This is a genomic window from Exiguobacterium sp. Leaf196, from assembly GCF_001423965.1.
Lineage (GTDB): Bacteria > Bacillota > Bacilli > Exiguobacteriales > Exiguobacteriaceae > Exiguobacterium_A.
Genome location: NZ_LMPV01000001.1, coordinates 558,887 through 579,175 on the forward strand (window position 1 = coordinate 558,887; position 20,289 = coordinate 579,175).

Annotated in this window: 21 protein-coding genes; 16 read left to right on the plus strand and 5 right to left on the minus strand. The window is 45.0% G+C overall.

Annotated elements, in window-relative coordinates:
• Positions 1 to 22: 22 nt before the first annotated feature.
• The 6 genes from rpiA (at position 23) to ASG02_RS02900 (ending at position 6,400) form a co-directional block, all read left to right on the plus strand.
• Positions 23 to 721: a ribose-5-phosphate isomerase RpiA gene (gene rpiA, locus ASG02_RS02865; RefSeq protein ID WP_035408611.1), complete on the plus strand. Its 699-nt coding sequence runs from the start codon at positions 23 to 25 to the stop codon at positions 719 to 721.
• A gap of 21 nt (positions 722 to 742) precedes the next feature.
• Positions 743 to 1,003, plus strand: coding sequence for a hypothetical protein (locus tag ASG02_RS02870; RefSeq protein ID WP_035408609.1), 261 nt, complete (start codon positions 743 to 745; stop codon positions 1,001 to 1,003).
• A gap of 257 nt (positions 1,004 to 1,260) precedes the next feature.
• Positions 1,261 to 2,313: a LytTR family transcriptional regulator DNA-binding domain-containing protein gene (locus tag ASG02_RS02875; protein ID WP_162236126.1), complete on the plus strand. Its 1,053-nt coding sequence runs from the start codon at positions 1,261 to 1,263 to the stop codon at positions 2,311 to 2,313.
• A gap of 122 nt (positions 2,314 to 2,435) precedes the next feature.
• A complete protein-coding gene (locus ASG02_RS02880) occupies positions 2,436 to 3,284 on the plus strand; it encodes an ABC transporter ATP-binding protein (protein WP_056060615.1) in 849 nt (282 codons plus the stop codon).
• Entirely contained in the window at positions 3,281 to 3,991 is a 711-nt protein-coding gene (locus ASG02_RS02885) for an ABC transporter permease (protein WP_056060618.1), read from the plus strand. Before ASG02_RS02880 ends, ASG02_RS02885 begins: the two co-directional genes overlap by 4 nt.
• A 1,854-nt stretch (positions 3,992 to 5,845) precedes the next feature.
• Complete coding sequence (locus tag ASG02_RS02900) at positions 5,846 to 6,400, plus strand: hypothetical protein (protein WP_035408597.1); 555 nt, start codon at positions 5,846 to 5,848, stop codon at positions 6,398 to 6,400.
• A gap of 150 nt (positions 6,401 to 6,550) precedes the next feature.
• Here the strand turns inward: ASG02_RS02900 and ASG02_RS02905 are convergent, their stop codons facing one another.
• Genes ASG02_RS02905 through ASG02_RS02910 form a run of 3 tightly spaced genes read right to left on the minus strand, consistent with a single transcriptional unit; the run spans position 6,551 to position 8,307 of the window.
• Positions 6,551 to 6,955, minus strand: a complete 405-nt coding sequence (locus ASG02_RS02905) for a DUF350 domain-containing protein (RefSeq protein WP_023467822.1) — start codon at positions 6,953 to 6,955, stop codon at positions 6,551 to 6,553.
• A 13-nt stretch (positions 6,956 to 6,968) separates the two neighbouring features.
• Positions 6,969 to 7,136 carry a hypothetical protein gene (locus ASG02_RS15680; protein ID WP_197026221.1) on the minus strand — a complete coding sequence of 56 codons (168 nt, stop codon included), beginning with the start codon at positions 7,134 to 7,136 and terminating at the stop codon, positions 6,969 to 6,971.
• Positions 7,137 to 7,191: 55 nt separating this feature from the next.
• A complete protein-coding gene (locus ASG02_RS02910; RefSeq protein ID WP_056060621.1) occupies positions 7,192 to 8,307 on the minus strand; it encodes a diguanylate cyclase in 1,116 nt (371 codons plus the stop codon).
• Positions 8,308 to 8,778: 471 nt separating this feature from the next.
• Here ASG02_RS02910 and ASG02_RS02915 point away from each other — a divergent pair, with 471 nt between their 5' ends.
• The 7 genes from ASG02_RS02915 (at position 8,779) to ASG02_RS02945 (ending at position 16,266) form a co-directional block, all read left to right on the plus strand.
• On the plus strand, positions 8,779 to 9,987 hold the full coding sequence (locus ASG02_RS02915; RefSeq protein WP_369814198.1) for a GntP family permease: 1,209 nt from the start codon (positions 8,779 to 8,781) through the stop codon (positions 9,985 to 9,987).
• A gap of 24 nt (positions 9,988 to 10,011) precedes the next feature.
• Positions 10,012 to 10,713, plus strand: coding sequence for a CoA transferase subunit A (locus ASG02_RS02920; RefSeq protein ID WP_056060627.1), 702 nt, complete (start codon positions 10,012 to 10,014; stop codon positions 10,711 to 10,713).
• A gap of 13 nt (positions 10,714 to 10,726) precedes the next feature.
• Positions 10,727 to 11,389, plus strand: coding sequence for a 3-oxoacid CoA-transferase subunit B (locus tag ASG02_RS02925; RefSeq protein WP_056060629.1), 663 nt, complete (start codon positions 10,727 to 10,729; stop codon positions 11,387 to 11,389).
• Between the two features lie 5 nt (positions 11,390 to 11,394).
• Entirely contained in the window at positions 11,395 to 12,171 is a 777-nt protein-coding gene (locus ASG02_RS02930; RefSeq protein WP_056060632.1) for a 3-hydroxybutyrate dehydrogenase, read from the plus strand.
• 13 nt (positions 12,172 to 12,184) lie between these two features.
• Positions 12,185 to 13,378 carry an acetyl-CoA C-acetyltransferase gene (locus tag ASG02_RS02935; protein ID WP_056060635.1) on the plus strand — a complete coding sequence of 398 codons (1,194 nt, stop codon included), beginning with the start codon at positions 12,185 to 12,187 and terminating at the stop codon, positions 13,376 to 13,378.
• 283 nt (positions 13,379 to 13,661) lie between these two features.
• A complete protein-coding gene (brnQ, locus tag ASG02_RS02940; RefSeq protein ID WP_035408585.1) occupies positions 13,662 to 15,002 on the plus strand; it encodes a branched-chain amino acid transport system II carrier protein in 1,341 nt (446 codons plus the stop codon).
• A gap of 154 nt (positions 15,003 to 15,156) precedes the next feature.
• Positions 15,157 to 16,266 (plus strand): glycerol dehydrogenase, encoded by a 1,110-nt coding sequence (locus ASG02_RS02945; protein WP_035408583.1) that lies wholly within the window; start codon positions 15,157 to 15,159, stop codon positions 16,264 to 16,266.
• Positions 16,267 to 16,308: 42 nt separating this feature from the next.
• Here the strand turns inward: ASG02_RS02945 and ASG02_RS02950 are convergent, their stop codons facing one another.
• Positions 16,309 to 17,253: a peptidoglycan DD-metalloendopeptidase family protein gene (locus ASG02_RS02950; RefSeq protein WP_035408580.1), complete on the minus strand. Its 945-nt coding sequence runs from the start codon at positions 17,251 to 17,253 to the stop codon at positions 16,309 to 16,311.
• Positions 17,254 to 17,509: 256 nt separating this feature from the next.
• The gene (locus tag ASG02_RS02955) at positions 17,510 to 18,250 is read right to left on the minus strand and encodes a peptidoglycan DD-metalloendopeptidase family protein (RefSeq protein WP_056060638.1); all 741 of its coding nucleotides are present in this window, start codon (positions 18,248 to 18,250) and stop codon (positions 17,510 to 17,512) included.
• A 316-nt stretch (positions 18,251 to 18,566) separates the two neighbouring features.
• Between ASG02_RS02955 and ASG02_RS02960 the strand changes: the two genes are divergently transcribed.
• From ASG02_RS02960 to ASG02_RS02970, 3 genes are all read left to right on the plus strand, one after another.
• Positions 18,567 to 19,046 (plus strand): NUDIX hydrolase, encoded by a 480-nt coding sequence (locus tag ASG02_RS02960; RefSeq protein ID WP_056060641.1) that lies wholly within the window; start codon positions 18,567 to 18,569, stop codon positions 19,044 to 19,046.
• 87 nt (positions 19,047 to 19,133) lie between these two features.
• Positions 19,134 to 20,009, plus strand: a complete 876-nt coding sequence (locus tag ASG02_RS02965; protein WP_035408573.1) for an SDR family oxidoreductase — start codon at positions 19,134 to 19,136, stop codon at positions 20,007 to 20,009.
• A 10-nt stretch (positions 20,010 to 20,019) separates the two neighbouring features.
• Positions 20,020 to 20,211 carry a hypothetical protein gene (locus ASG02_RS02970; RefSeq protein WP_231496870.1) on the plus strand — a complete coding sequence of 64 codons (192 nt, stop codon included), beginning with the start codon at positions 20,020 to 20,022 and terminating at the stop codon, positions 20,209 to 20,211.
• The last annotated feature ends 78 nt before the right edge of the window (positions 20,212 to 20,289 follow it).

Here is a 20,289-nt window from a genome sequence, read left to right on the forward strand (position 1 = left end):
AGAAAAGTAGGGAGGGATGCGGATGTATGAACAGGAGAAACAATTAGTCGCTGAGGCAGCACTAACTTACGTCAAGGATGGAATGATAGTGGGTCTTGGGACGGGTTCGACGACGGAACGGTTTATCAAGGCGCTTGGTCCACTCGTACAGGCTGGATTACAGATTCGTGGCGTGGCGACGTCGCTTGCGACGGTAAAGCTCGCTGATCAGTTACAAATCCCATTGATTGATCTGGAAGAGGGAATGGAAATCGATGTGACAGTTGACGGAATTGATCAAATCGATGGTCAGTTTCAAACCATTAAAGGCGGTGGCGGTGCACTATTTCGTGAAAAAATTGTCGCTCTGATGAGTCGCGAATTGCTCTATCTGACCGATTCCTCGAAGTTCGTCCATCATTTAAGTGGACCGTTACCTGTCGAACTGGATTCGTTTGCCTTACCTTACGTGCGGCAACGTCTACGTGATAAGCATGTATCAGCAACACTACGCGTGAAAGATGATCGTCCCTTCGTTACAGATGGAGGTCACGTGATTCTTGACGTTGATGTATCAGCCATTTCGGACGTTCGATTATTCGCAAAAGAAGTGAAGAGCTGGTCTGGAGTGCTTGAGACCGGTTACTTCGAGCGACAACCCGATCATGTCCTGACGGTCGAAGAGGGAAAGGTCAAACGCATCGCGCATCCTCGCCTGCGTGACGGTGGTGGGTTGGTTTAAGAAAAGAAAGAAGGAAACCGTATGGGCTTGAAAAAACGGTATTTATTTGGAGCTGGCATCATTGCCGGAACGAGTCTACTTTTGTTAAGGAAGCGGGAACAGGGCACACAAACAGATGCACTACGTGAATATTTAGCGCATCTCGATCAGGATCCGAGTCCGGATGCTACGAAGGACCCGGATGAGGTCGGATTGACGAAACTCGATTCCATCTATCGAGCTGAGTGGCAAGCGAATGGGTTCCCGCGTTCGCGGGTGGAGCTAGAAGAGCTTGAAAAATAGTAAAAGCAGCGAAAGTGTTTTTTTCTGTTAGTTGAAAAAGTATTTAAAGGATTCTTTAAACGGCTTAAGTTCGTTATTTAAACGGACCTAAGCTGTTTTTATTAACGTCTACAGTAATAAATCATAGATAGCTGTAACACATTATATTTAGTTATTGTTCTAGTATCCTCTATTTTATAATCCTAAATTATGTAATTTTTATGATAAGGTGGATGTATATTTTCAAGGGGGAATTCATCCCAGAGGGGGGGACTAGCGTGACTTTATTTATTAACGAACTTAATTACATAGACCAGAAAGATAAAACGACAGTACTCGAAAAACTCACGTTTTCTGTTTCTCCAGGAAAGTCATTGGCGATTAGTTCTAATATTACCCATCGTCAGCTACTCATAAAGATACTTGAAGGTCGTATCCGCAGTGCAAGTAAACATGTTCATGTAAACAATCATCACCCAGGAAATACTGTACAATATCGTTCGTCAATCAGTTTCTATTATGAGCATCCATATACATACGATAGATTAACCATCTTAGACCATCTTGCTTTTTATAAAAAATTGTATAACAGCTCAAAAGCGATTTCAGACACACTCGAAGTTACACAATTAATCGAGATAGCAAAGAAAAGAACAAATAAACTAGATCGTTCTCAAAAGAAACGTCTGCAACTCGCAATTCTTATTTTACAAGATACACCGGTGGTCGTTTTCGATGAGCCGGATCAAAACATTGATCAATATACCAAGAACATTCTATTTAAAGTTATCGAATTGTTGCTACAGGAAGAAAAATGTCTCTTAATACTTACAGGAAGTACGGAGAGTGCAATTACTTTATCCGAAGAATCTTATGTATTAAGTAGTGTTGGGCTTACACGCATCAATACAGAAATTGAGGAAGAAGAAGAGAAAGCAATCTCAGAAAATGATGAAGAGATCAATGGACTTGAAAAATCCGCTCCCTTTTCGCCTCTCGAACTGAACAAGGTTGTTGCTAAACTTGAACGTAATCTTATTTTACTAGATATAGATGAGGTCAAATTTTTCGAGAGCGCATCGGGAAATGTTCAAATTCATGTAGCGGATACGATGTTGCCCGGTCTATATACAATGAATGAGTATGAAACGACTCTTCAGGACCGGCATTTTTTCCGATGTCACCGTTCCTATCTTGTAAATCTGAAGAAAGTACGCGAGATTGTCACGTGGACACGGAACAGTTTTAGTCTGGTTCTCGACGATCGTACTGAAGTGCCCTTATCTAAGAATAAAATACACATTCTTAAAGAAATGCTCGGCATTAAGTGACGATCTTCTAGCAAGCTAATTACTCTTTTCATAAGCTTATTAACTCCATTCATCGTTAAAATAGTGCGATGTATAGCGCTCTCTACTATTCTAAGGTTAGAAAACGAGAGGAGAACTATACTATGGAAAAGGTAATCGAAATTGAATCATTGACGAAACACTTTTCAGATAAGACGGCTCTTGACGATTTAAGTTTCTATATCAAGCAAAAAGAAATTTTCGGGCTACTTGGTCCCAGTGGCTCTGGTAAAACTACCATGATTAAAATATTGACTGGTCAAATGAAACCATCCACGGGTTCAACCAGTCTACTTGGAATTCCCTCTGAAAAACTCAAACAAAAGAACACCTTTCAGAAAGTAGGTATCATGACAGACAATAGTGGTCTCTACGATCGCTTGACGGTAAAAGACAATTTAAAGTTATTTTGCAAAATTTTTTCTGTCTCTGAAAACCGTATTCATCGTGCACTGGAGTTAGTCAACTTAGGTAATGAGCAGAATAAGAAAGTTGCCTTACTGTCGAAAGGGATGAAACAACGGGTCCTGCTCGCTCGAACTTTTTTACATCAACCCGAAATCTTATTTTTAGATGAACCTACTTCTGCATTAGATCCTGTCAACACTCAAGCCATCTACGCTGCCCTTAAAGATATGAATCGAGACGGTGCGACGATTTTCTTAACGACTCACGATATGGTAGAAGCGGACACCCTTTGCGATCGTGTCGCCTTCCTAAATCGTGGTCATATCCAATTGCTAGGATCACCAAAATCGATCAAACAGCGTTTTGCTGATCAGACGTTGACACTCGAATCATTAGACGGCCTAGAACACGTTTTCGAATCGAATGAGAAAGATGCTCGTCATATCTATGAAATGTTACGTACTAATCAGGTTGTATCTATCCATTCTAACGAACCTACTTTAGAGGATGTGTTCGTAAAAGTAACAGGGAGTGAACTCAGATGATCTTTTCAATCAATCGTACAATGGCCATTTTTCAGAAGGATGTAAAAGACGTGTCACGAAACGTATTTGTCGGTACGACACTTTTGGTTCCTATCTTGATGGCAATTGTCTATAAGAATATTGGCGAAGTGACGTTAGAAATTCACTACACCGTCATCAATTTGACATTCTCTTCAGTAGCAGCATTCGTTCAATGTACATTGATCGCAGAAGAGAAAGAGAAGAACACGTTGCGTAGTTTGATGTTGTCACCTGCCTCCACTCTAGAGATTCTAGGTGGCAAAAGTATATTGACTGCTCTGATCACACTCTTCACTATAGTCATCAGTGCCGTCATTACGGGTTATGCTCCGTCACATCTTTTCATCATAATAATTGGACTTCTCGTCTCATGCTTGTTCTACCTTGCTTTAGGAACGCTTCTAGGATTGATGACTTCCTCTGTGATGGAAGCTTCTGTCGCTGTATTACCTGTCATGTTTTTATTCGGATTCGGAACGTTGCTTCAGCAGGTTTCTGATAAATATCCGTTACTTTCGATTGTCGATTATTTGCCAAACTTACAACTATTGGAGCTAGCTAAAAAGGTTGAGGATGGTGCCTCTTTCTCTTCGCTATCCATTAATCTGATCGTTATTTTGATGGCTGGTATATTATCCAGTGCTTTAGTCTTCATGATTTACCAAAAGAGAACATTAAGAGATTAATAGTCGCTACAGCACAGAATACAGAAGTTGCTGGGAGGAAGAATGATGAAAAAAGTATTATTAGCAATTGTAGGTATGATTTGTGGCACACTTATCATGTACGTCATTCAGAATGGGTTATAAACCGTGTTCTCATGGATTGTAGGCAAATTTGTAGGAGTCATTAATAGTAATCCAATAATATGAAAGTGGAAACAATCATGCTGAACCGTGAGGTGGATATGTGAATAAAGGACTATTAATACGGTGTTATATTGCTTGTTTTATACTGTTTATCACGACAATGCTAATTGGTCGCTATGAACTCAACACAAATATTTTTATGATTTTAACATTTGGAGTTATTCTGCTCGTACTTAATTTACCTATCCGGCAGTTGGATCGGTATAACAGACAATCCTTATCTTACTGGGCATTTGTTTTCAAAATGATAACAGGTGCTATTTTAGCGGCTGTTGTATGTTTTTTCGTTATGGTGATGATTACTCCGTAAAATCATTTTACGTATCTATTCATTACAACGATGTTTGAAAAGCTTATCATGTACTGTGCAGATTGAATTCGTTCCTTACTCGAAACATTCATCTCAATAGCGTTAAAATGACCTGATTGCTACATCAGGTCATTTTAACGCTATTATTTTATTCTAATAAAAGCCCAGAGATGAGTACAGTCGCACATACTAGGAAAGACCAGATTAATATGTTTCTAAGTCGATTAGTTGCGATGTCATAGGTTACAAATAATATCATATAGATACTAATCGAGAGTGTTTTTACAAACGTGCTATATGTGGCACTATCTTTAAGTATAAAAAGCACGATACTTACTATAACAATAGATAAATTGACACCAATTACTAGTACTCGAAAATTTGGTTGCTCTACTTTTTTTGTAAAGGAAATAAGGATCGTAAGACTTGCAATAGCAAGATTGGTATACATTAGTATTTCGTTCATACTGTCTCCCTTAGTTAGATTTCATCGATAATTAACAAAATTGAATGTTTGACAACACTTTAGGTACAACGATATAAGATGCAGTCTTTAATTAATATATCATTTTCATCCCATAGACATCTAAGGATTCTAGTTTATTGAACGACACATTGGAAGGGAGTCATTTATTAGACGTACAAAGGAAGAGTCTTGACCGCGATTTAAAAGAGAACTATCTTACTTTAAATATTAAAAAAAGTGAAAAACAGCACTCAAAATCTCTTTTCCTAAAGCGCGGTCTGGTAAGATGTGGATTGTATCAATCATGATTCAAGGAAAAACATTGTTTTCGAAAGGAGATTCATTGAATGAAAACCTTTTTAAACATCAACATAGCTAGCTTTTTATATGCCATCGCTTTATTTGTTCCATTACAATTCATGCTAAATATCAATCGAATCATAAGACTTACTGATATGTCTTCAAGTATGTTTTGGACTCTGAATATCATGATCGGATGCATCACTCTAACCAGTATTCCATTTTTAATTAGACGGATCACCTTCAAGTCCACTCTACATAAGTCATTTGAACGAATCATCTGTCTTTCCTGGTTCGTCTATTTTGTTTTATTCACATATCTCATAAGTAGGATTATTCCAGTCACGAATGAGGGAGACATGCCAAGCCCTGGTTTAGGCTTCATTTTAATCACCATTGTATTAACGTATCCACTTTTTGTAATAGTTTCTAAATTTCTTATCGTGGATCAAAAGTCGATGAAGGATTGAAAAATTAGCAATTTGAAAGAAAGGAATGATGTTATGAGGAGTCTACTGCTCCCGAACATTTTTTACAGATCTTAATAGAAGGATGTAAGATACATAAAATTCCATAGCATTAAGGAGAGCGTATTTTGAAAAAACGATATTTATATTTCTATTCGACAGTCATTGTATTAATCGGGGGAAGCTTGTATTCGTATCAAGCAGGATATATCCCTTATACAACACCTTATATAGATAAAGAGCATGAGAAGTTGATGGATGCTAAGACCGTCAATTCAGTCAATCGAAAAGACTACATCGATAGATCGATGCGAGATATGGCTAACTTTGCACCTTATTCGACGGGTGATTCCATTACAAAGAATGTGACCATGAATGAACTGAGGTCGAAGATTGATACGATGCACCACATCGAAAAATCTTTCCAATTCAAGTCGAATGATCCAGAATCAAAATCCTTACAAAAAGTAGCGAAGAACTATACTACTTATATTGAGGCGCTTGAATATGTTGCAAGCAATATGCATCGTAAGGAATCGATGAACGTCGATCAAGCAAACTATCTGAAGAGTGCTTGGAATGAGGTCGTCGCACCTGTACATCATATAAAAGATGAGGTCGATCGTTCTCAAGAAGGAGAGGCCGTCATGTTTGAAAAAGAAATCACTTCAGTTTGGAATTAATATTGATGGGGTTTAGGATGGATAAATTTGAACGTTTCGAATGACACAGTTAGATTACGACCTTATAAAGCTAGAATCTATAATATGGATTAAATGATATACAATCTAAACAGCCCTAGATATAATGATCCAGGGCTGTTTTCATGCGTTTTAATATGTAAGCGACCCAGCAATGATCAAACCGATCGAAATCGATAAGAAGAGGAGCAGCAAGCCGACTGCTTCGTTGTTCGCATCAATCTCTTTCGTCATGCTCAAACGTGGGATTAGTAAATCCGCGAGATAGAATAAAACGATTTGTAAAACGATCGCAAGTGCACCCCACAACACCATATCGAGAATGCTGACAGAGTTCGAAATACTCGAATAGAGGACGATGGCGAGACCAAGAATACGTCCACCGAAGGCATAGACGGCCGCTTTCTTCCCGTTACGGATGAGTTCGAGTTCCTTCGATTTCGTCGTCACCTCGAACAGGACAACACCGATGGCAAGGAGTACGGTCGCGACACCGATATACGAGAGCGTTGAAAGGAATAGATCACTGAATGTCATGCTGGTACCTCCATCATGATTTTTTATTTTTTTTGCGTTGTTCGTATGCAACATACAATTCAAGCAGTGCTCCGACGAGAATACCTGCTGATACATACAAATAGAAGTTGTCACCAATGAATCCGAACACGAGTCCTAAGAGAAGACCGATCAGTATATAAGGACCTTTTGTTAACTTCATATCAATCACCTGCCTCTACTTTAAAGGTAGCGGATTTTAGAGGTGACGTCCATCGTTATTCTTGGAAGCTGACGGCAGATTCTGCATTAGGAGAAAACAGGACGACTTGGTTCCGTCCTTGTTGTTTTGCTTGATAAAGCGCGGCATCCGCATCCGGTAAGAGATGGTCGATTTGAGATGTCGTCTCATCATACGCGGCTAAACCAAATGATGCTGTAAGTGGCAGATCGGTCGTCGCTAGTCGGAACGGGCTGCAGGCGATACGTTCACGTAATTGCTCTGCTAAAGGAATCACTTCAGCGAGCGGAACGCCTTCAAACAAGACGGAGAACTCTTCACCGCCGTTACGAGATAAATACCCGCTCTCTGCGACGCCATCACGCAGTCGGCTGGCAAACTGACGTAGCACTTCGTCACCCGCTTCATGTCCATACGTATCGTTGATCTGTTTAAAATGATCAATATCGATCGTCAACAACACGATGGACTGTTTGTTCAAGATCAATCGTTGTTTGAGATCCGTGAAGTATTCGTTAAAAGCACGTGAATTATTCAATCCCGTCAAAAAGTCGAGTTGTGCTTTCTGCCGAAGCACCCGTAACGACTGTTTCGTCAGGCGGATATCACGAATGATCAAAAGGGCGAGCCAACTGCTAACGAAAGAAGCGGGAATGACGACCGACATGACCTCGAGTAAGAGGATTTGTTTCGGTAAGACGATCCATAAGACAAGGGCGTGCAAAGCCGTCGCATAGAGCGTCACGAGTGTAAAGGTCCGTTTTGCGTAAGGCGGCATTTCACGAACAATCAGACTCGTTCCGAGGGCGACAGCGACGATGAAACCAAATGCAGTGAATGCAGCCAAGTTCGTTCCCAGACTAAAGCGATAAACAATGATCGCGACCGTCACGATCGTTGTTGGAATAACGCCTCCAAAGTAGGCGGCGACAATGACCGGAACATGGCGCAAATCAATCATGACACCGGGGGCTGCTTCGATTGTCATCTGCATGAGCAGTAAGGAGATCATGCTCAGGGCAAGACCATACAGTACGCGGGTGAGACGTGGAGATTCTCGCGTGATCGGAAGCGGTGATAATTTTCCAAGTAGATAAAAACCAGCCATTAATAGCGTCACGTTATGTAAGACGTCAAAAAGGATGCTTTTCATGAATCGTCCATCCTTTCGAAAAAAGTACGTTATTTAAGAAATATACGCCATAAACGGACTAACTCCTGTTTATCGAAAAAATAAACTCTTCCCATCAATTGTGTCTATAATGTGAACTTATGATTTCTATAAGCTGTACTTATGGTTTTAGGGAATTTGATTGACCTCCTCGACACTGCATTGTTAAATGATGAAGAAGCGGTATGAAAGCGCTTACTAAATTTGAAGGAGATCTTACTCATGGAACTCGTCATCATTCTTCTTGCCTTATCTTTATTGATGTTCGTTGCCTATCGTGGTTTTTCGGTCATCCTATTTGCACCAATCTGTGCCTTGTTCGCCGTCTTACTGACGAACCCTGACTGGGTGTTACCATTCTTCTCGAATATCTTCATGGAAAAGATGGTCGGCTTCATCAAAGCATACTTCCCGGTCTTCCTCCTCGGAGCGATTTTCGGAAAAGTCGTTGAGATGTCCGGTATCGCGGAGTCGATCGCAAAGACAATCATTCGTATGATTGGTGCGAAGCGCGCTATCCTTGCCATCGTCTTACTCGGCGCCATTCTTACATATAGCGGCGTCAGCTTATTCGTTGTCGTATTTGCTGTCTATCCGTTCGCTGCGAACTTGTTCCGCGAAGCAAACATCCCGAAACGACTCATTCCGGGAACGATTGCCCTTGGTGCGTTCACGTTCACGATGGATGCCTTACCAGGAACACCTCAGATTCAGAACGTCATTCCGACGACGTTCTTCAAAACAGATATCTATGCTGCGCCGATCATGGGTTCAGTCGGTGGCTTGTTCATCTTAGTCGTCGGCATGTGGTATCTCGAGTCACGCAAGAAAAAAGCGCATCAAGCGGGTGAAGGGTACGCTGGATTCGAAGCGACAGCGGCAAGTACTGCACCGCAAATGGAGTTAAAGAACGAACCAGAAATGACGCTCGAGACGGATCGTCAACCAGTCTATCGCCAAGTCCTTGCCTTTGTCCCACTCGTCCTTGTTGCCGTAATGAACAAAGTCTTTACACTCTCGATTCCGAAATGGTATCCAGAAGGATTCGATTTTTCAGCAATCGGTCTAGAAGCATTCGGAAAGATCGAGACACCCGCTGTTCTTGCGATCTGGTCCGTTCAAATGGCGTTATTGATCGGAATTCTCGCAGCGATGCTCTATGACTTCCGAAAGATCAAGACGAACTTCCAAGCTGGTCTGAACGTCAGTATCGGTGGTGCGCTCTTAGCGGTCATGAATACAGGTGCTGAGTATGGCTTCGGTGGCGTCATCGCAGCACTCCCAGGATTTAAGTCCGTCTCAAGCGGGATCTCGGAGACGTTTACGAATCCGCTCGTCAACGGAGCCGTCACGACGACGACGCTTGCCGGTGTCACTGGTTCCGCATCAGGCGGGATGGGAATCGCGTTAAGTGCGATGTCGGATAAATATACGCAAGCGATTACGTCAGGTGGTGTACCGCCAGAAGTCATGCACCGCGTCATCTCGATGGCGTCCGGCGGAATGGATACGTTACCGCATAACGGTGCCGTCATCACGTTGCTAGCGGTCACAGGACTGACGCACCGTCAGTCCTATAAGGATATCTTCATGATCACGATCCTCAAGACAGTAACAGTCTTCTTGATGATCGGATTGTATAGCTTAACTGGTTTGTATTAATGATTTAAAAGGGGGCATCATCAGATGAAACAGGGGAAAGTTTACGAATCATTCGCGGAAGCGACAGCAGACATTTTTGACGGGGCGACGCTAGTCGTAGGGGGCTTCGGACTCTGCGGAATCCCGGAAAAATCCATTACGGCGTTACAAGAGAAAGGCGTCAAGGATTTGACGGTCGTCAGTAACAATTGTGGCGTCGATGATTTTGGACTTGGTCTCCTCTTGCAGACGCGACAAATCAAGAAGATGATTTCGTCGTATGTCGGGGAAAATAAGACGTTTGAACAACAGTACCTCAGTGGCGAGATCGAAGTCGATCTCGTTCCCCAAGGTACGCTAGCGGAACGTATCCGTGCCGGTGGTGCTGGTATTCCTGGTTTCTATACACCAACAGGCGTCGGGACACCGATTGCTGAAGGAAAGGAACAAAAGGAGTTCGACGGGAAGACCTATCTGCTCGAAGAAGGAATCGTCGGCGATTTTGCGATTGTCAAAGCATGGAAAGCAGATCGTCTCGGGAATCTTGTCTTCCGGAAGACATCACGCAACTTTAACCCGATCGTCGCAACAGCTGGAAAAGTAACGATCGTCGAAGTCGAAGAACTCGTCGAGGTCGGCGAACTCGATCCGAACGAGATCCACACGCCTGCTGTCTACGTCCAGCGCATCGTTGTTGGAACGGATTATGAAAAACGCATCGAACGCCGGACTGTCCGGGAAGCTTGAGGAGGAGATCGATATGAAAACGACACGAGAGATCATCATTGAACGCGCGCTTCAGGAAGTTGAAGACGGGATGTACGTCAACCTCGGGATCGGGATTCCGACATTGATCGCCAATGCGATTCCGGACGATATGCATGTCATGCTGCAATCCGAAAACGGACTTCTTGGCATCGGACCGTATCCACTTGATCATGAAGTTGATGCGGACGAGATCAATGCCGGCAAAGAGACAGTCACGGCACAATCCGGAGCTTCTTACTTCGACAGTGCTGAATCGTTCGCGATGATTCGCGGTGGGCACATCGACCTCGCGATCCTCGGTGGGATGGAAGTCGATCAGAACGGTGACCTCGCGAACTGGATGATTCCGGGCAAGATGGTTAAAGGAATGGGCGGAGCGATGGACCTCGTCAACGGAGCGAAACGCGTCGTCATCATCATGGAGCATGTCAACAAACACGGCGAATCGAAAGTCAAACAGTCGTGTACCTTGCCGTTGACAGGACGCGCCGTCGTCAACCGTCTGATTACGGACCGGGCCGTCTTTGATTTCACGCCGGACGGGATGGTCTTGATCGAGACGCTGAATGGTCAAACGGTTGAAGACGTCAAACAAGTCACGGAAGCACGATTCACGGTCAGTCCGGAACTCGAGCGCGTGACGGTAGGGGAGTGAAGCAGATGGTTCAAGGAGATATCGTACTCGTCACAGGTGCAGGAAGCGGAATTGGTCTAGAAATCTCAAAGGCGTTCGCTGCGGCAGGAGCGAAGGTCATCGTAACGGACGTCCGCGCGGAAGCAGCAGAGGAAGCTGCGGCAGCGATTCGCGGAGCTGGTCATGAGGCGGTCGGCATGACACTCAACGTTACTGATGAAGCACAGGTCGAAGCCGTCTTGAAGCAGACGGTCGAACAGTTTGGTCGACTTGACGTCTTGATCAACAACGCGGGTCTTCAACACGTCTCACCAATTGAAGAGTTTCCGACAGAGAAGTTCGAATTGATGATTAAGATCATGTTGACGGCACCGTTCATGGCCATCAAACATGCTTTTCCGATCATGAAGGAACAAGGTTACGGACGTATTCTCAACATGGCATCGATCAATGGTTTGATTGGTTTTGCTGGGAAAGCAGCATATAACTCGGCGAAGCATGGATTGCTTGGTCTAACGAAGGTCGCAGCCCTTGAAGGAGCGGAATACGGGATCACCGTCAACGCGATTTGTCCGGGTTACGTCGATACACCACTCGTTCGTAATCAAATGGAAGACTTAGCGAAAACGCGACACGTCGAGCTTGAGAAGGTACTTGAAGAAGTCATCTATCCGCTCGTTCCGCAAAAACGTCTGCTTGCTGTCGAGGAGATTGCAGATTATGCATTGTTCCTTGCGAGCCGCAAAGCAAAAGGCATCACTGGACAAGCGAACGTCCTTGATGGTGGATACACGATTCAATAAGGAGATGGAGCAGATGAGTGAAGCAGTCGTCATCGTCAGTGCGACGCGCACGGCGATCGGGAATTTCAATGGAAGTTTGAAGGACGTCAAAGCAACGGAACTCGGAGCGACAGTCATTCGCGCGGCACTTGAAAAAGCTGGTGTCGCAGGAGATCACGTCGACGAAGTCTTTTTCGGTAACGTCCTCTCAGCAGGACTTGGTCAAAATCCAGCTCGGCAGGCAGCCCTCGCTGCCGGGTTACCGGAGACATGTCCAGCGATGACCGTCAATAAGGTCTGCGGATCCGGTCTCTCAGCCGTCCATCTCGCGTATCAGGCGATCAAGTCGGGCGAAGCCGATGTCATCGTTGCTGGTGGGATGGAGAACATGAGTCAAGCACCTTACGTCCTCGCGGGCGCACGGTCTGGACTAAAGATGGGTGACCAACCACTCGTCGATACGATCATCCAGGACGGGCTCGAATGTGCCTTTAATGACTATCATATGGGGATCACGGCAGAGAATTTAGCAGACGTCTACGAACTTTCCCGCGAAGCGCAGGATCAGTTCGCCGCGACGAGTCAGCAAAAAGCGCAGACGGCATTAGCGGAAGAACGGTTCGTCTCAGAAATCACGCCAGTGCTGATTCCACAACGAAAAGGCGATCCGATCCGTTTTGATCAAGATGAGTTTCCGCGCGCCGGAACGTCCGTCGAAACGCTCAGTCGTTTGCGCCCGGCGTTTAAGAAGAACGGAACGGTCACGGCAGGCAATGCATCTGGCATCAATGACGGGGCTGCGGCGCTCGTCATCATGTCAGAGGCGAAGGCGAAAGAACTCGGCGTGACACCACTCGTTGAGATCGTCGCGAACGGAACGTCCGGTGTCGACCCGAGCATCATGGGAATCGGTCCCGTCCAAGCGGTCCAAAAGGCACTCAATAAAGCAGGTTTGACGCTTGAGGAGATCGATGTCATCGAAGCGAACGAAGCATTCGCGGCACAATCTCTCGCGGTCGATGCGGAGCTACAGTTCCCGCATGAGAAGCTCAACCGCAATGGCGGTGCGATCGCGCTCGGTCATCCGATCGGTGCGAGCGGTGCGCGGATTCTCGTCACGCTGATCCATGAACTCGAGCGGACGGGTGAGACGCATGGTCTTGCGACGTTATGCGTCGGTGGCGGTCAAGGGGTGGCGACGATCGTTAAAGCATATGAAGTTAGCTAAGGAATGTTGAAAGCATCAGGCGTAGAGAGAATTACTTCCTATGTCTGATGTTTTTGCTGTTCTCATCAAGTCAGATGAACTTATGAATCCGGTTTCATACTTTGACGCGAAGACGTGACAGATTCTTTAACTTAAAGCTCTACCAAACTTTCTGTCAAATTTTCAGAATATTCTCCAGATAAACTCCTAGCACGAGCTCCTAAACGTATGTTATCCTTTCGAACGAAGTACTTCATCTGCTTAGGGAGCGGATGAAGTCGGAAATTATCAGTGGGGGTTTATTATGTCTAAAACTGTTCCAACATCATTTATCATCGTCATCGGCATGATGCTCTTCGCCTTGTTCTTTGGGGCAGGAAATCTCATCTTTCCGCCGATGCTCGGACAGCTCGCAGGGGAGCATGTCTGGGTTGCCAATGCCGGATTCCTTGTCACTGGTGTCGGTCTACCATTGCTTGCGATTCTCGCATTCGCGTTTTCAGGGGAACGCGATCTACAAGCGATGGCGTCACGTGTTCATCCTGCTTTCGGAATCGGGTTCTCGGTCATCTTGTATCTTGCGATTGGACCATTCTTCGCAATTCCACGTGCCGGAACGGTCTCGTATGAGATCGGAATCAAGCCGTTCTTCAGTGAATCGACGAGCCATTTGCCGTTACTGATCTTCACGATTTTGTTTTACACGATTGCTTGTCTATTGTCCTTAAACCCAACAAAGATCGTCGATGTCGTCGGGAAAGTACTGACACCGATTAAAATCACGTTCATCGGTCTCTTGATCATCGTTGCCGTTCTGCATCCAATCGGAAGTTTTCAGAATCCTTTGAAGACATATCGAACAAATGCTTTCTTTAATGGTTTCCAAGAGGGATATATGACACTTGATGCGCTCGGTGCCTTTGTCTTCGGTATCATCATCATCGCAGCGATCAAGGAAAAAGGTGTCACTTCGAAGCGGCAGTTGCTACTGATTTGTACGAAAGCCTCGTTGATTGCCGCAGCCTTGCTTGCAATCACATACACGGCGCTTGCCTTCATGGGCGCGTCAAGTGTCTCTGAGATCGGACAGCTCGCGAACGGCGCAGAGATTTTGTCTGCTGTGTCGGATCATTACTTCGGTGAGTATGGGGCGATTTTGCTTGGTCTGATGATCACAGTCGCTTGTATGACGACGAGTGTTGGTTTGATCACGGCATGTGCCGCGTTTTTCACGGCACTCGTCCCAAAAATCTCATACGTCAAATGGACGATTGGTCTATCGGTCTTCAGCGCACTCGTTGCGAACATCGGTCTGAATCAATTACTCGCTGTCTCTAAACCAGTCTTGATGACACTTTATCCACTCGCGATCTGTCTGATCTTCTTAACGTTCTTGCATCCACTCTTTAAAGGGAAGCCAGCCGTGTATCAAGGGGCGCTATGGATGACGTTCCTCGTCAGCTTGTTTGATGGATTGAAGACAGCAAAGATCAACGTCTCAGCCGTCACAAAAGTGTTTGATGCGGTATTACCGTTTGCTTCTGTCAGTCTCGGTTGGGTCGTTCCTGCTATCATCGGTGGGGTGATCGGAGCGATCGTCGGTAAGAAAAAAGCGGAGACACGATCGTCGTCACGTGTGGCTTAAGTTGTCATGTATAAAGGGAAGCGGATTTTTGATCGTATGATCAAAGTCCGCTTTTTTTGTTCACTCGATTGTGGGTTTAAGCATAAGCGGAAACGGCAATTCCTCTACTGTATATCATTGACCATCGTGTCCCTTACAGAAAGGATGTTGAAACATGTCAGAACGTGTCTTCATTAGTCCCTCGAAGTATGTCCAAGGAAAGGATGTCATTGACCGGCTCGGTACATATGTGAGCCCGTTCGGTGAAAAAGCGCTCGTCATCGCGGACGATGTCGTCTGGAAAATCGTAAAAGAACGTGTCGAGCATTCGCTGTCCGGCGAAAACGTCAGTATCGAGAAGGCAGACTTTAGTGGTGAAGCCTCACGGCATGAAGTAAAACGAATCGCTGAGCAAGCAAAAGCAGCGGATGTTCGTTTCGTCATGGGAGTTGGTGGTGGAAAGACGCTCGACACAGCAAAAGCCGTCTCGGATGAGCTGAACGTGTCCGTCGTCATCGTACCGACCCTTGCTTCGACCGATGCACCGACGAGTGCTCTGTCCGTCATCTATTCCGACGAAGGGATTTTCGAAAGCTATCGTTTCTATAAGAAGAATCCCGATCTTGTTCTCGTTGATACGAAACTGATTGCCCAAGCGCCAGCACGTTTCTTCGCGTCCGGAATTGCCGATGCTCTCGCGACGTGGGTCGAAGTTCGAAGTGTCGTCGCCTTTGGTGGACAGACGATGGCGGGAGGACGACCGACAATTGCGGCACAAGCGATTGCCAAACGTTGTGAGGAAGTCTTGTTCGAGCACGGGCGTCTGGCGTATGAATCCGTTCAGGCACAAGTCGTCACACCAGCACTCGAAGCCGTCGTCGAAGCGAATACCCTCTTAAGTGGGCTCGGCTTTGAAAGTGGGGGACTAGCAGCGGCGCATGCGATTCATAATGGCTTTACGGCACTTGACGGTGAGATTCACCACCTGACGCATGGAGAAAAGGTCGCCTTTGGTACACTTGTCCAGTTGGCGCTCGAAGAACATCCACAAGAAGAAATCGAGCGCTATATCGCGCTTTACACGGATCTTGGTTTACCGGTGACACTCGAGGACGTCAAGCTAAAAGATGCGTCACGTGAAGATATCGTCAAAGTCGGAGAGGCAGCAACTGCTGAAGGTGAGACGATCCACAGCGGATTCAACGTCACGGCGGACGAAGTCGCTGATGCGATCATCGCTGCCGATCGCTATTCAAAAGCGTATCAAGCAAAACGAAAACACTAAGAAAAAATAACCCTTGCCGAGACGGCGAGGGTTATTGTCATTTTACAGATAATCGAGTGGATTGACACTGCTACCAGCAGAAGTTGCGCTGTAGACGTACGATCCTTTATGGAGTTCAAAATGTAAATGTGTTCCGAAAGCGTTACCTGTCTCGCCAACTGTTCCGATCTTTTGACCTTGCGTGACGGTTTGACCGACCGAGACCGAGCGGCTATTCATATGTGCATACAGACTGATGAACGGCGATCCGTTGATCGTATGTGAAACCATGACATAGTTGCCGTACGCGCCTTTGAGCTGAGACGTAATGACTTTACCGCTTGCTGTCGCATAGACTGGTGTACCTTTTGCTGCACCATAATCGATCCCGTTATGGAATGTGTAACCATAAGCACCACTAGAAGGTCCATAACCTTGCGTGATCGGACCGCTCGTTGGCGTCGCGAAGTTCTTTGATGTCGACGTTGACGCTTTTGATGCGCCACTGCTATTCGTCAGTGTCAAAACAGCGTATTTCGAGACATAGTCCGCATGGACGAATCGTTTATCTCCACCGTATAAGAACTTGATCCAATCGCCTGTACGACCGAGGTAGCGGAACGTTTCGCCCTTATCGACACTTCCGACGACTGTACTGCTCGTCGAACTGCTGCTACGAACACGAAGGTTGTCGACATTGACTTTAATCTTATAGATACGTGTTACAGAATATTTTTTAACATATGTAGAAGAAACATAGACTTTTTTTGAACCGTACAGAATTTTCGTCCAGTTGCCTGTCCGTCCGAGATACTTATATGTATCACCTTTTTCAAAGCTCGTGATCGTACCGTATGATGTCGAAGGACCCGTTCGAGCACGCAAACCGTCCTCCATGACTTTCACCTTATAGAACGTCGTTGCTGCATCCGCACGTGGTATGGCAAACGAAGCAAAACTTGCCACAGCGATGGCTGTCGCTGAAACACCTTTCCAAAAACCATGCATGATTCATTCCTCCTGAATATGTAATCTGTGTGACTAAACCGTTATGTAAATTTCATAGATGAGTATAACATTTACGAAAATGTTTAAATGTTACATTCGCATTTCGATATTATTTCAATAAATTATATTAAACAGACTTAATTTTATTCATTATCCAATTATCCATAAAATTCTTTGACAAGATTGGATGGAATTGGATATGATGAAATGCCCATTAAAAATAAGAAAGGTACCCCGGTTGAGGTACCTTAAATGCTTATAAAAAGGCGAGTGGATTGACGCTGTTTGCTGCAGAAGTACCGCTATAGACATAGTTACCGCGATGGATTTCGAAGTGAAGATGAGCACCTGTCGAGTTTCCTGTACTGCCGACTGCACCGATCGTTGCGCCTTTCGGGATCGTTTGACCGACGAAGACAGAGCGTTTGCTTAAGTGAGCGTATACCGTTGTGTACGAAATACCGTGCACTTTATGTTTGACCATGACATGGTTTCCATATGCTCCTTGGTAAGACGATGTGACAACTTTACCTGCCGCTGCTGCATGAACGGGCGTTCCGATTGGTGCACCAAAGTCGACGCCGTTATGGAACGTGTAGCCGAAGATGCCGCTAGTTTTTCCATAACCTTGTGTTACTGGACCGCTTGTCGGACGCGAGAAGCCATTTGATGAAGTCGAGAATGAAGCTTTCTTCGCTGTATGACCAGAAACGCGATATTTTTTCACATAACCTGAGTAGACGTAACGCTTATGTCCTTTATGAAGAATTTTGGTCCAGTTTCCGCGATGACCCAAGTATTTGAAAGTCTGTCCCGAATTGACGCCGTCGACGATCCGGTATTTAAGAGATGGGCCAGTACGAACGCGAAGTCCGTCTGCTTTGATTTTTACTTTGTACGTAGATTTCGTAGCTGCGTCAACCTTAACTGTACCCGTAGCTGCAAAACCTGAAACAACGAGCGCGCTCATTGCAAGTGTCGTGATTGTTCTTTTCATGAATGTTCCTCCTTGATGTAAATCGAGATCTTGTCGGAAATGACATGTATATAGAATGTGTGTGGTGTAAAGTGTGGTGAATTGAAGTAGATGATGCTGTCGTCATTTGACTAACGAGAGTATAGCATTGAAAAGTCAGACGTTTGTATTTCAATTCGATTGCTTAGATATATTTTAATAACAATTCTTGTAATGTTGAATACATATTCAATCTCAGAATCCCTTAAAATCAAGATGAATCCGTGTTACAACGAGATGAATTTGATGACAAAACGCAATCGTGGGAAATGATGAGAAAGTATGGGAGTCTAATAAAATGAGAGTAGGTAATGAGATGGATTTGACGTTTGCAGTAAATCAAAAAAAGCTTAACATTCGCGCAGTGGCGCTGTTGATTCAAGATGGACATCTTTTGATCCATCGGCAAGGAGAAGATGATTTTTGGTCATTACCGGGAGGACGGGTACAATTTGGTGAAAGTGGTGCCAAAGCGATTGAACGTGAATTATTAGAAGAATTAGGACAGTCAATCGAGCCACCGGTCTTCCGTTTCCTGCATGAAAATTTCTTTAATTACGCAGACCATCAGTTTCATGAACTGGGGATGTTTTATGAAGTGACATGTCGAGAACCACTACCACTTTCAACGGAAGACTTTTACGGTCCCGAAGGTGAAGAATTGACGTACCGGTTCGTTCCATTCGATAAACTGGATCAATATACATTGTATCCAAGCGGATTATCAAAAATGCTTCAAACCAATGTTTTTCCAACGCTATTGACGAATGACATCTGACTTTTCCGGAAAAACGTTTATAGATGTATCGCAAGGGAATGGTTAATCATGTAGTTCATTCCACAATGATAAGGGAGCTGATCGTTCATGAGAGAAGAGCAGTTCGAAGCGATGCATCAAGAAGCACGAGGGCAGACGCAGGAACAACAACCCGGTGTCGAGTACGCCATGAAACCGGAACCGATCTACGATGATCCGGATTATGTCGGTTCAGGAAAACTGACGGGTAAGGTTGCACTGATCACAGGTGGAGACAGTGGAATCGGTCGAGCCGTTGCTGTCGCTTATGCGAAAGAAGGGGCAAATGTCGCAATCGTATACTTAAATGAGGGAAAAGACGCAGAAAAGACGAAATCGTTGATTGAAGGCTACGGGGTCAAAGCCTTAAAAATCGCTAAAGATGTCAGTCAACCGGAAAATGCGCAAGCGATCATCGATACCGTCATTGCAGAATTCGGTCAATTGAACATTCTCGTTAACAATGCCGGAAAACAATTCCCGCAAGATGATTTCCTTGCGATCACACCAGATCAATTGAAGGAAACGTTCGAAACGAATGTTTTTTCGATGTTCTACTTGATTCAGGCTGCGCTTCCACATTTGCATAAAGAAGATGCAATCATCAATACCTCATCGGTGACAGCGTATCGCGGAGCACCGTCGCTGATCGACTACTCGGCGACGAAAGGCGCTATTACGACATTGACACGCTCGCTTGCTTCAAGCTTGATCGAGAAAGGAATCCGCGTTAATGCTGTCGCACCGGGACCGATTTGGACGCCTCTCATTCCAGCGACGTTTTCGAAGGAGAAAGTCGAGTCGCATGGGGAAGACACATTAATGAAGCGTCGGGGACAACCGTCAGAAAATGCACCGGCTTATGTCTATTTGGCTTCTCGTGATTCGAGTTACATCACGGGTCAGACGATTCATATCAACGGCGGCGATTACATCACGTCTTAAGGGGGAAAACATGATGAAGAAAAATCCGAATGAAGTGCCTGAACGTGAACCGGATCATCAACCGGACGAAGTTCCGCAAGCACCACCGAGCGAGGTGCCAGACACACCACAGGAAGATCCTGTCCGTCAACCGGAACCGGATACGTTCCCAGAACCAACCGAGATTCCCGATACACCTCAGGAAGATCCAAATCCCTATTAATGAGTTGACCGTAGTCACCGTCCAAGAATCGGATGGTGACTTTTTCATGATTAAGAAGACAAACCAGCTTGACAGACA